Genomic DNA, 13,942 nt, shown 5'->3' on the forward strand with positions numbered 1-13,942 from the left:
TAGCTGGTCAGCGGCGCAGCGCGACCGAGGATTCCGCGGTCCGGCGGGTCGGCGGTCGAGGATTGCGTATCGGGAGGGCGGCTCGCGCCGCGGTTCAGGCGGTCGGGTAGCCGATCGCGGCGACCTCGGCCGCGACGGCGGCCAGGGTGGTGGCCGGGTTGAGCGCGGTCACGACGTCCGCGGTCAGCGGCCGCCCGGCGTGGACGTGCCGCACCGCGGCGAGGTCGACCGGCGTTTCGAAGTAGTCCTGCGCCCAGTCCCGGTACGCCTCGGGGGTGCCTTCGGTCAGGAGGAGGAACAGCCAGTCGGCGCCGTCGTCGCCGTGGCGGGGGAAGGTGATGTCCCCGTGCTGCCAGGCGGTGTCACCGTGCCCGCGCCACAGGCACACCGTGACGACCGGTGTGCCGGACTCGTCGGCGGAGTCCGGCTCCTCGAGGCACTCCCGGAACGCCTCGGGCACGGCGTCGAGCACCCCGGGCCACGGCTCCTCGTCGTCGGTGGCGTAGGGACTCATCGGCGACTCGTGGTCGAACCCGCGCACCCACGCGCCCGCGGCGGTGAACACGATCGAGTACTCGTTGCCCGCACCGTCCTCCATGGACGCCCGGTCCCGATCAGGCGCGTAGCCGTGGCGGCGCTCCGTGCCGCCGGGGCTCAGCACGACGTCCAACACGGCCAAGGCGCGGCACAGCTCGCGCAGCTCCGGGATGGCGGGGAGGGCACGGGCCACGTCGTACACGGTCACCCGGGGATTCAAGCACTCACCCGGGAGCGCCGGAGACGATCTCCTCGATGCCGGCGATCACCTGGGCGTTGTCCCGGAACTGCAGGGCGTGGATGCCCAGCGACCGGGCGGCGGCGACGTTGACCTCGAGGTCGTCGACGAAGAGCAGCTCGCCGGGCGCGACCCCGTGGCGGGCGCAGGTCAGCTCGTAGATGCGCGCTTCCGGCTTGCTGACCCCGACCTCGTGCGAATAGACCAGGTCGTCGACGAGCGACTCGAGACCGTAGGCCGCCTGCTCCCGTTCCCGGGCACCGACGAAGCTGTTGCTGAGGATGCCGGTCCGGAACCGCGGCCGCAGCTGCCGCACGTAGCCGATCAGTTCGGTGTTGCCGACCCCGAGGTACTGCACCCAGAAGTCGGCCATCATCAGCTCGACCTCGGCGGCGGTCAAGCCGAGCCGCTCGACGGTGGCCTCGAGCAGGGCGGCTTCGGTCACCCCGCCGACGGCGCCGGCCGCCCACATGTCGGCGAGCCGGCCGCGGATCTCGCCAGGGGCGAGGCCGAGCCTGGTCTCCCAGGTGCGGGTGAAGTCCATGGGCCCGGTGATCTCGAGGACGCCGCCGATGTCGAACACCACTGCTCGGATGGCCATGAAACCATGCTACCGCAACGGTTTTCCGCTTTCCCCGCCAACATACTGGGACGACAGTCTCTTCCGAGCCGTCGGCGCCAGAGAAGGCTCGCCACCCGTCGGGGTTCCGTGGGCGCCGCGGAACTAGTCCGGAGTGGACGACGTGACGTACCGCGCCTGGCTGGCCGACACGAAGGCGGCGGTGGTCGTGGCCGCCCGCAGCGCCGCCCGGTGATGTGGGCGTCGAACACCACCAACGACCCGGCCGACCTGGCCGACGTGTTGGGCTCCGACAAGTACTTCGGCTACTTCTGCGGCAAGGACGAGGACGTGGGCACAGCCGGGTTCCCGGGCGCAGGTTTGCGGGTACACGTTCTGGGTTTGATTACAAGGATTACAAGCAGCGGTGCGGGTACAACTACGACTACAACGGTATTTCCGTGATGAGGTGGTCGGCTTCAGCCGAGAACGGCCGAAGCTGATGCGTAACGCTTTCCGGGAGGCGGAGATTCCACAGCGCTGACGCGCGGTAGGCTGCCTGCCTCGAACGAGGCAAAGGTGCAGCATCCATGCCCAGCACGGACCCGGACGACGACCGTCCCGTTTCGGCGACGACAAACGAGGTCAAGGACTCGTGGATCGGCGCCTCGGTTCAGGCACGTACGATCTTCGGTGGCGTCCGGGTGCAGCAGTTCACCCTAAGCGCCATCGAGCTCGTCCGCGCCTGCTGTGTGATCACCATGATCGTCGTCGCGGCAATCTCCCCTTGGCCGTGGCCCATCGCCTCGATCATCGGCAGTTGCGGGGCACTGCTTTTCATCGCCGCACGAAAGCGGCAAATCTGGGTCCGATTCACGTGTGCTACTACTTCTGTTGCCCTGGCAGCGAGCCTTTTCTGGCTACCACTCAGCCGCCCGGAACCCGCGGACCACACGCAGGCCCTCCCGTTCACGCCCGGAATCTCGCTGCAGAAAGTGAGCCACGCGTTCAACCCGCAGTTCGACCGCGTGGCGTTGTTCCTCCACAATCCCGCCGCCGAAGCGGTACCCATCGCCGAAGTAAGCCTCTACCTCGATTTCGATGCCAAGCACTGGTGGCACGACCCGGGAGATCGGCAGGAGTGGCATTTCGAAGTCGGCCGGGAGATGTTCGCGGGGCCGGCGAACCACGAAGGAGCTACTCGCCTGCACGGCACCGTCCGAGCCGGTGACAGCCAGTTCGACCTGCCTCTCGTCGGACAGGGCTTTGTGACCGCGGACGGCAGCTGGCGGCGCCTGCTCAGCTTCTCCCCGCAGATCATGGTGGCGGCCGGGCAGACGGCCGAGGTGACGATTGACATCCCGGTCGCTTTCCCCGTCAAACTGGGTACGACCGGAAAACTGTCTGAGGCGCAGTTCGATCCCGCCGCCGGATCGCTCTTCACCCACGTCCTCGTACGCACGCCGAACTCGGCCGCCCACGCCTGCGACTTCGTCCGGCAGAAGCCGGATCCCGGCCTCTGCGACACGGTCGATCCAGCCGCCATGGTGAACGCGCCGCGTTAGAGCCTCAGTCGGCCGGCGCCGCCTGGGACGCGGAAGCCGCAAGGCTTGCCAGCAGCTTGAGTCGGTCCTCCGAATCCGCCCTCGGCTCGGCCGTGTAAATCGTCAACTCGTGCATGCCAGGATCGCGATCGACAGGTCCAGCGTCTGCTACACCAGATCCAAGTCGCCCACTTCAGGATGGCAAAGGCGTCTCATCCCGTCATGGCGGATGCGGACGTCGCGGGCGGCCCACTGGGTAAGGTCGGGGCGGCCGCGGACGGCGTTTCACTCTCGAACACCGGCGAGCGCAGCAGGTCCAGCTGTGACGTGCGGTTGTCGACGTGACGGTGTGTGGCAGGTTCCGTTGAGATCAACGAACCTGGGTGCTCGTGGCGCTCTCGGCGGCTTCGGCGGGCTTGGTGCCCAAGAGCGACGTCTAAGCGACCGCGACCCGTGCCGGCCACGACGAAGGTGCGCCGGGACAGCCCCGTCGGCCGATCTGTTACGAAGGATCTCTGCTCGTCGGCTCAATGGTCCATGCCCTCGACGGTAGCCAACGGACGCGGCGGGGGTGAGTTGTCCCTCCCATAACCGCGGCTCTCCCCCGCGTCGCGGTGAACGCGGCGGTGCCGATCGCACCGGCCGGCCGGTTCGCGGGCCGGGGCCGATGCCGGCGTCCGCGCTCACTGTGGCGGCGTTCGGCTTCGGCACCGCGGCCGGGTCGTGGCTCGCCGCGCTGACTCTGATCCCGGCGATCGCGATGGCGTCTGGTCAAAGCCGGCAAGGTGAGCAAAACTCACCTTCATGCCCGAACTGAGAGTATTCAGCCTGCTTGCCCGGATCGGGCTGACCTGCTACGCGGCCGTGCACCTGATCGTCGCGTGGCTGGCCGTCCAGGTGGCGCTCGGCGACAACGAGCGGGCCGACAAGGCGGGCGCGCTGCAGATCGTCGCGGCCGAAGGCGGGGCGTGGCTGCTCTGGCTGGTCGCCGCCGGCACCGGGGTGCTGGCACTGTGGCAGCTCGCCGAGGCCGTCACCGGTCACCGGCAGGCGGAACCGCGCCGCCGGTGGGTGCGGCGGGCGATCAGCGGGGTCGAAGTGGTGCTGTACGGCCTCGTCGCCTACAGCGCGGGCAAGACCGCGACGGGGGCGTCCGGCAAGACGGGCTCGGTGGTCGCGACCGTGCTGAGCTGGTCGTGGGGCGCGGTCGCGGTGATCGCGGCGGGCCTCCTGGTGATCGCGGTCGCGGCCTGGCTGGCGTACCGAGGCGCGCGCAAGAAGTTCCTCCACGACCTCGACTTCGGCGGCGCGTCCCGCACCCTGCGGCTGTCGACCACCCGGCTCGGCCAGATCGGCTGGTGCGCGGTGGGGGTGCTGTACGCGACGGTGGGCGCGATGTTCGTCCTGGCGGCGGTCCGCTACGACCCCGCGAAGGCCGGCGGCCTGGACCCGGCGTTGAAGACGCTGGCTGTGCAGCCTTACGGGCAGGCGCTGCTGCTGGCGCTGGCCGCGGGGATCGCGGTGTTCGGGGTGTTCGCGCTGCTGGAGGCCCGGTTCCGCCGGCTGTGAGGCGGGGTCACAGCCAGCCGGCCGGGTCCAGGGTTCGCCAGGACCTCGCAGTCGTCGGGGTCTTCGTCGAGGTGGTCGAGCAGGTCGGCGAGCTGACCGGCGGACAGGCCGAGGCGGGCCCACATCTCGTCCCGGGCGCGCTGCTTGTACGTGTTCTTCGCTCTTCGTCGCTCAGCGCGGCTACTGGTGCAGGCGCTGAGTCCAGTCGGCGGGCACCCGTCCGGCCGGTCCGGGGGCGGCCTGGCTCAGCGGCCGGTGTTCCGGAGCCGCGAGGGCGGGCCCGGATTCGTAGAGCACCTCGTCGCCGTAGTCCCAGAACCACTCTTCGCCGGGCTCGAAGCTGCGCGCCAGCCGGTGCCCGGAGGCGGCGGCGTGGCCGCTGGCGTGCTGCCCGGGCGAGGAGTCGCAGCAGCCGACGTGCCCGCATTCCGCGCACCGCCGCAGGTGGAACCACCAGCCCTGAGGCTCGGCGGCGTCGCAGTCGGCGCAGCCGGTACCGCTCGGCGGCACCGTGGGGTTGATTCCTTGCACCCGGACTCCTTCGCTCACCAGCCGACTCACCCACTGTAGGCGACGGCGGCGGGATCGCAGCTTTCCGGCTGACCGGCCGGCGTACCCGGGCGGACGACACGCGCACCTGGGTGGACGACACGGCGGGCGGCCGGCGTGTCGTCCACCCCGGGCGGGTCAGGCGTCCAGGGACTGGTAGGCCGCCGTCCAGAAGTCCTGGTGGAGGCGGGGGGTGTCCGGCGAGTCCATGGCCGTCTGGGTCAGCAGGATGCCCACCATGTCCTCCGCCGGGTCGGCGTACGCGGTCGTGCCGAGGCCGCCGTCCCAGCCGAACTGGCCCGGCGAGGCCAGGTCGCGCCGGTGCGTCCGGACCGCCATCCCGAAGCCGTACCCGCCGTGCCGGCCGAAGTGGTCGCCGTACAGGTCCTTCTCCGCCTTCTGGGCCGGTGTCAGGTGGTCCATCGTCATCAACGCCACCGCCGCGCGGGACAGCACCCGCCCGCCGCCGGTCGCCAGCATCCGCAGGAACGCGTGGTAGTCGTCCACTGTGGACACCAGGCCGTCGCCGCCCGCCTCGAACGCCGGCGGGCGGCTGTACTTGCCGCCCGCGGCCTCGTCCCACACCGTGAGCTCACCCGTCGTCGGGTCGTGGGCGTAGCTCGTCGGGAGCCGGTGGATCTTCTCCGGCGGCACGTGGAACCCCGTGTCGGCCATCCCGAGCGGGGCGAACAGCCGCTCCGCCAGGAACTCGCCGAACGGCCGGGCCGCCACCCGCGACACGAGCACGCCCAGCACGTCCGAGCCGACGTGGTACTGCCAGCGCTCCCCCGGCTGGTACATCAGCGGCAGCGTGCCCAGCCGGCGCAGCCACTCGTCCTGGCCGGTCGTCGGCCAGTTCGGGGTGCCGTCGCCGACGACGCCCAGCGAAAGCGCCGCCTCCAGGATCGGGTGCGCGGCGAACACGGCACCGAAGCCGAACGTCAGGGTCAGCAGGTCCCGCACGGTGATCGACCGGGCCGCCGGGACCGTGTCGTCCAGCGGCCCGTCGATCCGGGCCAGCACCCGCCGCTCGGCCAGCTCGGGCAGCCACGTCTCGACCGGGTCGTCGAGCCGCAGCCGGCACTCCTCCACCAGGATCATCACCGCGGCCGCGGTGACCGGCTTGGTCAGCGACGCCATCCGGAAGATCGTGTCGCGGCCCATCGGCGTGGTGCCGCCTTCGTGCAGCGTCCCCAGCGCCTCGACGTGCACCTCGTCGCCGCGGCTCACCAGCGCGACCAGCCCGGGCACCGTGCCGACCTCGACGTGCCTGCTCAGCGTGTCGCGGAGCCGGCTTGAGTAACTCACTGTCTGTGACATGCCTCAGAGCATCGGGGCGAAGCGCCCCGGGAACAACGCCGATTCTGGCATCTTGGTGATAACACGGCACTTATCGTTCCTGGGGGCAGGAGTTGGAACTGCGGGACATCGAGATATTCCTGACCCTCGCCGAAGAACTGCACTTCGGCCGCACCGCGGCCCGGCTGCACGTCTCGCAGGCCCGGGTGAGCCAGGCGATCAAGAAGCAGGAACGCGGCGTCGGCGCCGCGCTGTTCGAGCGCAGCAGCCGGTCGGTGCGGCTGACGCCCGTCGGCGTGCAGCTGCGCGCCGACCTGCTGCCCGCCTTCCGCTCCCTGCGGGAGGGCATGGCACGGGCCCGGCTGGCCGCCGAGGGCAAGACCGGCGTCCTGCGGGTCGGCATGCTGCCGGCCAACGCCCACGACCTGCGGCCGTACTGGGAGACGTTTCGCGCCCGGCACCCGCAGTGGGGCCTGCACATCCGCCACAACCCGTTCGTCAACGCGTTCGCCCCGATCCGCAACGGCGACATCGACGTGCTCGTCGCCTGGCTGCCGGTGGAGGAGCCCGACCTGACCACCGGCCCGACCGTCTACACCGAACACAGCGTGCTGCTCCTGGCGCCGGACCACGCACTGGCCGGCGAGAAGTCGGTGTCGCTGGAGGTGTTCGGCGACCGCGGCATCCTGCAGGGCCCGCCCGGACCCGACTACTGGGCCGACGCGTTCACGCCGTTCCAGACCCAGAGCGGCCGCCCGATCGAACGCCACCCGCCGGACATCGCCAGCCTCGACGACATCTTCACGCACGTCGGCAACGGTGAAGGCTTCCACAACCTCGGCGGCCACGTGGCGCGCTACCACGCCCGGCCGGACATCGTGTACGTGCCGATCCACGACTGGCCGGGCCTGCGCTGGGGCCTGGTGTGGCGCAACGACGTCGAGAACGAGATGGTCGACGCCCTCTCCGCCGTGGTCCGCGACCTCGGCGTCAGCCGGTTGTGAGGCGAGCCGACCTGAACCAATTCCGTCGATTCTTTCGATTGTTCGACGGCTTCGACAATCAATGGCAACGAGGAGCATTGACGCCGGGTATCGGCCATGTTGGAATATGTCCACCAATGGGCATGAGAGGTATCCGCCATGACTTCCCGAGCAACGAAGCTCCGGTCCGTCCTGCTTGCCGCCGCACTTGCCGTCACCGCGACCGTGTCCGGGATCAATCCGGCCGGCGCCACCGCGCAGCTCAATGCTGCGCAAATCGTCGCCGATATGGGCGCAGGCTGGAATCTGGGAAACCAGCTGGAAGCCAGCGCCAATGGTGTGCCGAGTGAAACGGCGTGGGGGCAGCCGACCATCACCCAGGCCCTCGTCGACAAGGTGAAGGCCGCCGGGTTCAAGACCATCCGGATCCCCGTCTCCTACCTCAACCACATCGGTGCCGCCCCGAACTACCCGGTCAACGCGGCCTGGCTCAACCGGATCCAGCAGGTGGTCGACTACGCCTACCAGCGCGGGCTGTACGTGCTGATCAACATGCACGGCGACGGCTACAAGTCCGTCACCGGCTCCTGGCTGATCTGCGACGCCGGCAACCAGGCCGCCGTCAAGGCCAAGTACCAGAAGGTCTGGCAGCAGGTCGCGACCCGGTTCGCCGGCTACGACCAGCACCTGATCCTCGAGTCGATGAACGAGGAGTTCGACGGCCAGTACGGCACCCCGACCCAGCCGTGCTACTCGAACATCAACGCCTACAACCAGATCTTCGTCGACACCGTGCGCAGGACCGGCGGGAACAACGCGTCCCGCTGGCTGCTCGTCCCCGGCTGGAACACGAATATCGACTACACCACCGGCAACTACGGTTTCGTGATGCCGACCGACCAGTTCCGGTCGCCGTCCATTCCGGCCGCCGAAAAACGGCTCATGATTTCCGTGCACTACTACAGCCCGTGGGACTTCGCCGGCGAGGAAAACGGCACCATCACGCAGTGGGGCCGGAACGCCACCAATCCCGCGAAGAAGTCGACCTGGGGTCAGGAAGACTACCTCGACGCCCAGCTGAAAGCGGTGCGCGACGTCTTCGTCTCGAAGGGCTATCCGGCCGTCGTCGGGGAATACGGGTCCGTCGACAAGTCGGCGTTCGATTCGGCGAACAACCGGTACCGGGCCGACTTCGCCCGGGCCGTGGTGTCGACGGCCAAGAAGTACGGCGCCGCCGCTGTCTACTGGGACAACGGCTACAACGGCCAGTACGGCTTGGGCCTGTTCAACCGGGCCGCCCTCACGGTGACCCAGCAGGGCATCATCGACGCCATCAGGGCCGGCCTCGCCAGTTGACGATCACCCGGCGGTGCGCGCCCAGCCGCTCCACCAGGTCGAACCGCGAGCCACGCAGGTCCGGCGGGTCCGGGTGACCGGACGCCCCGGCCCGCACCGCGGCCACGAAGCCGCGGACGTGGGCCGGGGCCGGTACCAGCTCGCCGCCGAGGTACCCGAGCACCAGCAGGTCCTCGCCGGAGTGGGTCTCCATCGCGAACGCCCAGCCGTGCCGCTCGTCCCACAGCAGCGCGGTGTCCCGGCCGGGGTGGCGGGGCAGCCGCAGGTCCAGCGCGATGTACGCCGACGCCGGCGCGTCGAGGTCCACCGTGCACGACTCCTCCCCCACGTCCACCGCGGCGCTCACCGCGGCCAGGTACCCGGTCAGCCCGCTGCGCAGGCGGTGGTCACGGTCGATCCCGGTCAGCAGGGGAATCACCCTCTCCACGGTTCGGCAGGCGGCCACGGCGGACCGGGCCTCGACGCTACGGGCCCGCCGCCGCACGCGGATGGCGTCGTTCGGCCCGGAAACCCGGGACTTTCGGCACCTGCGGCTGTGACATCCGGGGCTTCGCCCCGAGCCGGGGGCTCCGCCACCCGGAACCCCCGAAAAGCCGCTCAGGGAGTCCGACGCCGCAGGGTCGCCGCGCCCAGCAGCAGCGCCAGCACGGCGCAACCGGCGATGATCCCGATGTCGCGCACCAGGGTGCCGTCGACCTCGGCCGAGCGGGTCACCTGCGTCAGCGCGTCCACCGCGTAGGACAGCGGCAGGACGTCCGACACCGCGCCGAGCACCCAGCCCATCTCCCCGCGCGGCACGAACAGGCCGCACAGCAGGAACTGCGGCAGCACGAACACCGGCAGGAACTGGATCGCCTGGAACTCGGTGCGGGCGAACGCGCTGACGAACAGGCCGAGCGCGGTGCCGAGCAGCGCGTCCAGCACCACGACCAGCAGCAGCACCCAGACCGAGCCGGCGATGTCGAGCCCAGCCAGGTCAGGGAGATCCCGGCGGCCACGACCACCTGCAGCGTCGCGAGCAGGCCGAACGCCAGCGCGTACCCGAGGAGCAGGTCGAGTTTGCCGATCGGCAGCGTCATCAGGCGCGTCAACGTCCCCGACGTGCGTTCGCGCAACGTCGTCACCGAGGTCAGCAGGAACATGATCGTGAACGGGAAGATGCCGAGCAGGGCCGGCGCGACCGCACTGAACCGCTGCTCGGAGTTGAGCACGTACCGCAGCAGGATCATCAGCACGCTGGGCACCGCGACCAGCAGCACGATCGTGCGCGGGTCGTGCCGCAGCTGGGTGAGGATCCGCCGGGTGGTGGGCAGGGCGCTCATCGCGAGGCCTCCGAACGGCCCTTGATCAGGCGCAGGAACGCCTGCTCGAGATCGGGTGCGCCGGTCTCCGTCCGCAGCGCCTCCGGGGTGCCGCGGGCGAGGAGCTGCCCGCGGTGCAGCAGCAGGAGGTCGTCGCAGCGGGCGGCTTCGTCCATGACGTGGCTGGAGATCAGCAGCGTGACGCCGGTGGCGGCCAGCTCGTGGAACAGCCGCCACAGCTCGTCGCGCAGCTCGGGGTCGGAGCCGACCGTCGGCTCGTCCAGCACCAGCAGCTCGGGCGTGCCCAGCAGCGCCGCCGCCAGGTTGGCCCGGCCGCGCTGGCCGCCGGAGAGGCGGCCGACCAGGACGCGGGCCGACGACGTGAGCCCCGTCCGGGTGATCACCCGGTCCACATCGGACGCCGGGCAGCCGAGCACCGCGGCGAAGTAGCGCAGGGCTTCGGTCACCGTCAGGTCCGCGTAGAGCGCCGGGTCCTGGGTGGCGTAGCCGATCCGCCGGCGCAGCTCGGGGTGGCCCGCGGGCCTGCCGAGCACCTCCACGCGCCCGGACTCGACCACCTGCACGCCGACGATCGAGCGCATCAGCGTGCTCTTGCCGCAGCCGTTCGGCCCCAGCAGGCCGGTCACCGTCCCGCGACGCACGGCGAAGCCGATGTCGCGCAGCACCTCGTCGCCGCCGCGGCGGACCCGCAGGCCGGCCACGACGATCGCCGGCTCGGACACGGCGTCCTCCTTCCGCCCCGGGCTCCTCATGGTGAGCGCCGGTGCGGGCGGAGACAAGAGGGGAAAAAGAGCGGGCAGATGCGCCGAGGGGGGAGGAGGCGCACCTGCCCGCAGGTGTGACGTTAGCGGAGTCTCCGTCAGTCCGCCGATCGAGCGACCGGAACGGGCGTCACCCGCACGTCTTCCCGTTCACCGCGAAGGGCGACGGCGGCGGGTTGCTGCCCGTGTAGCTGCCGTTGAAGCCGATCGAGACCGACTTGCCCGGCGCGACCGAGGCGTTCCACGGCAGGGCCGTGGCGGTGACGGCCGCACCGGACTGCGACCAGGTCGCCGACCAGCCCTGGGTCACCTTCTGGTTGCCCGCGAAAGCGAACTTCAGCGCCCAGTTCGACCACGCCGTGGTCCCGGTGTTGGTCAAGGTGAGGTAGGCCGTGAAGCCGCCCGACCAGTTGTACGACGTGTAGGTCACCGAGCAGCCGCCGGCCGGGGTGTCGGGCGGGGTCGTGAACGCCGTCGACGCCGAGTCCGGGCCGGTGAGGCCCGCGCCGTTGCGGGCCACCACGACCAGGGTGTACGCCGTCGACGGCGTCAGCCCGGTCAGGGTCGCCGACGTCCCGGTGACGGTGGCGAGCACCTTGCGGCTCGTGCCGGTCACGCTCACGACGTCGTAGTTCTTGATCCCGCTCTCCGCGTCCGAAGCCGCCGCCCAGGTCACCGTCGCGCCGGTGGCCGTGACCGCGGACACGGCGGGCTTGCCTGCCGCGGCCGGGGCGGTGGTGTCCACCCCGGACGGCGACTTCTCCGCCGTCCAGTTCGCCAGCCAGGCCAGCGCCGAGTTCCAGTTGACGGCGACCTCGTTGACCGAGTACGCCTGGATGTCGTCGACGTAGCAGCGCTGGGGCGGGCAGCCGGCGAGCAGCCGGGCCGCGGTCGGGTCCTGCAGGCCGCTGTTGGGCCCGCCGGACAGCGACCCGGGCGGCGCGGTCGGCAGCGTCGCGTCCAGCTGGTGCGCCCAGAACCGGTGGTGCACGTTCTGCACGGCCCGGTCACCGTGGCCGGCGACGTAGGAGTAGTTCGCCGGGTTGCGGCCGAGCAGGTAGTCCATGGCCGCGAACGCGCCGTTGCGGTACTTGTCCTGCTTGGTGAAGTCGTAGGCCAGGGCCAGCACGACGCCGTTGTTGGCGACCAGGCCGTTGGATCCCCACTCGTAGGTGCCGTCGGCCGTCCGGTAGGGCGCCGGGTAGCCCATGCCCCCCATCTGGGCGAGGTGGCTGTCGGCCGTGGTCGTGATCGCCGACTTGATCGCCGCGACGTCCGCCGCGGGCAGGTCGGTGGGCACCAGCGCCAACGAGATGTCGCCGAGCGCGCCCGTCGAGCCCCAGTCGAAGCCGTGGGTGTTGAAGCTGACGCCGCGGTAGAGCGACGACCCGGTGACGTCGGTGCGGTAGGCGCTCTTCGCCGTCGTCGCGAACAGTTCCGCGGCCGCCCAGTAGAACTCGTCGGTCACGGCGCCGTCGGCGTAGGTCCCGCCGCCGGTGCCGTCGTTCGGGTCGGCGAGCACGTTCGGGTTGGCCTTCGCCGCGGCGTAGGCCTTCTCGGCCGCCGTGAGCAGCTTCGCCGAGTACGCCGGGTCGATGGTCTTCCACAGCCGGGACGCCTGCGCGGCGACCGCGGCCATGTTCAGCGTGGCCGCCGTGCTCGGCGGGGAGAGCCGCCGCGGCTGGCTGTCCAGCTCGGGCCGGGTCGGCAGGGCGGTCCACGCCGCGTCGTGGATCTTGTGGTGCACCATGCCCGCCTGCGGCTTGCCGTCGGGCACCTGCATGGAGAGCAGGAAGTCGACCTCCCAGCGGGCTTCGTCGAGGATGTCCGGGACGCCGTTGCCCCGCTCCGGGATGGCCAGCTTGCCGTCGCCCAGCGCGCTCGCGTCGCCCAGCTTCAGCGCGCGCTCGTACTCGTCGAGCAGCTGCCAGGTCGCGATGCCGCCGTTGACGACGTACTTGCCGTGGTCGCCCGCGTCGTACCAGCCGCCGCGCACGTCGAGGGTGTAGCCGCAGTTCAGGTCCGACCGGCAGGGGACGTTGTTGTCACCCTGGTTCGGCGCGACGTTGACGTGGCCCGCGGGCCGCGCGTAGCTTGCGCCGACGTACTGGGCGTCGATCGCGATCCCGCTGCGCTGGTGGTAGAAGAACGCGAGCGCGTCGTAACGCAGCTTCTTCAGCCCGTCCGCGGAGATGTCGAACGGGAAGCTCGTCTCGGAGCCGACGGCGAGGGTGTACCCGGTGCCCGCGGTGTCGTAGGCGGAGAAGTCGATGTCGTGGACGCTCTCGCCGGAGGGGGCGTCCGCGCCGCGCGGGCGGGTCTGGCCAGTGGCGACCGCGGTGCCGGCGGCGTTGCGCAGCGTCCACGTCACGGGCGACGCGGAGCTGTTGATCACGGTGGCGTGCTTGGGCAGGCCGGGGGTGTAACTTTCCTGGTTCACCCGGATGCCGCTCGTCGGCGGCAGGCCGCCGGGCGGGATCACCCCGCCGATCAGCGAAATGTTGTCCAGGCAGACGGTGTTGTCCGCGGCCTGGCCGCCGAACCAGAAGGCCAGCTGGCCGTTGCCCGCGGCCGGGAAGTCCAAAGTGGACGTGAAGGTGACGGTGAAGTGCTGGGTCGACGGCGTGACCGTCAGGTCGGTGCGGGAGATCTGCCGGTAGGGCGAAACGGCCTCGCCGGCGACGGCGGAGATCTGCTGGGTGGTCGTCGCGTGCGCGTCGAACGTCAGCGTGTACTGCTGCCCCGCCTCGAACGGGACGCCGTTCTGGCCGGCGAGGGCGTCGTAACCGTTGGCCGTGCCGCCGGTGACGTCGGTGCAGAACTCACCGCCCGTGACGCGCCCGGTGGTCCCGGCCCCGGCCCACCAGGGGTCGAGGGTGCCACTGGCGAAGGTGCCGTTGAGCAGCCGCTCGTAGTCCGCGGCGGACGCGGGCACGGAGCCCGTCGTCAGCCCGAGCGCCGTCACCGCCAGTAACACCAGACCAGCCCGGATTTGTCTTGCCCGCATTCGCCATCTCCTCGTCGTCGAGCCCGGCGGAAGTGGGAGCGCTCCCAGACAGGGGACTGTAATCATGCGCGCGTGCCTTTGGCAATGATCGCGAAAGCGAGGGTGGACGCGGTACCTGCCTTCGTCTATACATACCTGGGCCACCGGGTCAGTGCGGCCGAAATTTTCGGAAAGTTTCACGACGCTCGGTGCGCCCGAAACTGTTAACGCTAACGTCC

11 protein-coding genes and 1 pseudogene are annotated in these 13,942 nt (G+C 70.5%); 4 read left to right on the forward strand and 8 right to left on the reverse strand.

The window, feature by feature from the left end; genetic code table 11:
* Positions 1–94: 94 nt before the first annotated feature.
* Positions 95–745 (reverse strand): hypothetical protein, encoded by a 651-nt coding sequence (locus tag BLW76_RS38600; RefSeq protein WP_091316868.1) that lies wholly within the window; start codon positions 743–745, stop codon positions 95–97.
* Positions 746–761: 16 nt separating this feature from the next.
* Positions 762–1,376 (reverse strand): HAD family hydrolase, encoded by a 615-nt coding sequence (locus BLW76_RS50150; protein WP_244170509.1) that lies wholly within the window; start codon positions 1,374–1,376, stop codon positions 762–764.
* A 548-nt stretch (positions 1,377–1,924) separates the two neighbouring features.
* Here BLW76_RS50150 and BLW76_RS38610 point away from each other — a divergent pair.
* A complete protein-coding gene (locus BLW76_RS38610; protein ID WP_091316869.1) occupies positions 1,925–2,899 on the forward strand; it encodes a hypothetical protein in 975 nt (324 codons plus the stop codon).
* A gap of 783 nt (positions 2,900–3,682) precedes the next feature.
* Positions 3,683–4,447, forward strand: coding sequence for a DUF1206 domain-containing protein (locus BLW76_RS38620; RefSeq protein ID WP_091316871.1), 765 nt, complete (start codon positions 3,683–3,685; stop codon positions 4,445–4,447).
* 180 nt (positions 4,448–4,627) lie between these two features.
* On the opposite strand, the gene BLW76_RS38625 is transcribed toward BLW76_RS38620, so the two are convergent.
* Together BLW76_RS38625 and BLW76_RS38630 are read right to left on the reverse strand one after the other, a co-directional pair.
* On the reverse strand, positions 4,628–4,978 hold the full coding sequence (locus tag BLW76_RS38625) for a UBP-type zinc finger domain-containing protein (protein WP_091316873.1): 351 nt from the start codon (positions 4,976–4,978) through the stop codon (positions 4,628–4,630).
* 156 nt (positions 4,979–5,134) lie between these two features.
* Positions 5,135–6,316 (reverse strand): serine hydrolase domain-containing protein, encoded by a 1,182-nt coding sequence (locus BLW76_RS38630; RefSeq protein WP_091316875.1) that lies wholly within the window; start codon positions 6,314–6,316, stop codon positions 5,135–5,137.
* 92 nt (positions 6,317–6,408) lie between these two features.
* Here BLW76_RS38630 and BLW76_RS38635 point away from each other — a divergent pair, with 92 nt between their 5' ends.
* The gene (locus BLW76_RS38635; protein WP_091316876.1) at positions 6,409–7,299 is read left to right on the forward strand and encodes a LysR family transcriptional regulator; all 891 of its coding nucleotides are present in this window, start codon (positions 6,409–6,411) and stop codon (positions 7,297–7,299) included.
* A gap of 318 nt (positions 7,300–7,617) precedes the next feature.
* Positions 7,618–8,634 (forward strand): glycoside hydrolase family 5 protein, encoded by a 1,017-nt coding sequence (locus BLW76_RS38640; protein ID WP_244170510.1) that lies wholly within the window; start codon positions 7,618–7,620, stop codon positions 8,632–8,634.
* Here the strand turns inward: BLW76_RS38640 and BLW76_RS38645 are convergent.
* From BLW76_RS38645 to BLW76_RS38660, 4 genes and pseudogenes are all read right to left on the reverse strand, one after another.
* Entirely contained in the window at positions 8,612–9,052 is a 441-nt protein-coding gene (locus BLW76_RS38645) for a DUF6292 family protein (RefSeq protein WP_091316879.1), read from the reverse strand. The two genes, BLW76_RS38640 and BLW76_RS38645, sit on opposite strands and share 23 nt — an antisense overlap.
* 179 nt (positions 9,053–9,231) lie before the next feature.
* Positions 9,232–9,893, reverse strand: a pseudogene (locus BLW76_RS38650) (ABC transporter permease).
* A 59-nt stretch (positions 9,894–9,952) separates the two neighbouring features.
* Positions 9,953–10,678, reverse strand: a complete 726-nt coding sequence (locus tag BLW76_RS38655; RefSeq protein WP_091316881.1) for an ABC transporter ATP-binding protein — start codon at positions 10,676–10,678, stop codon at positions 9,953–9,955.
* A 169-nt stretch (positions 10,679–10,847) separates the two neighbouring features.
* Positions 10,848–13,724, reverse strand: a complete 2,877-nt coding sequence (locus BLW76_RS38660) for a glycoside hydrolase family 9 protein (RefSeq protein ID WP_208613474.1) — start codon at positions 13,722–13,724, stop codon at positions 10,848–10,850.
* Positions 13,725–13,942: the final 218 nt, after the last annotated feature.

The sequence above is a fragment of the Amycolatopsis tolypomycina genome (assembly GCF_900105945.1).
Classification (GTDB): Bacteria; Actinomycetota; Actinomycetes; order Mycobacteriales; family Pseudonocardiaceae; genus Amycolatopsis; species Amycolatopsis tolypomycina.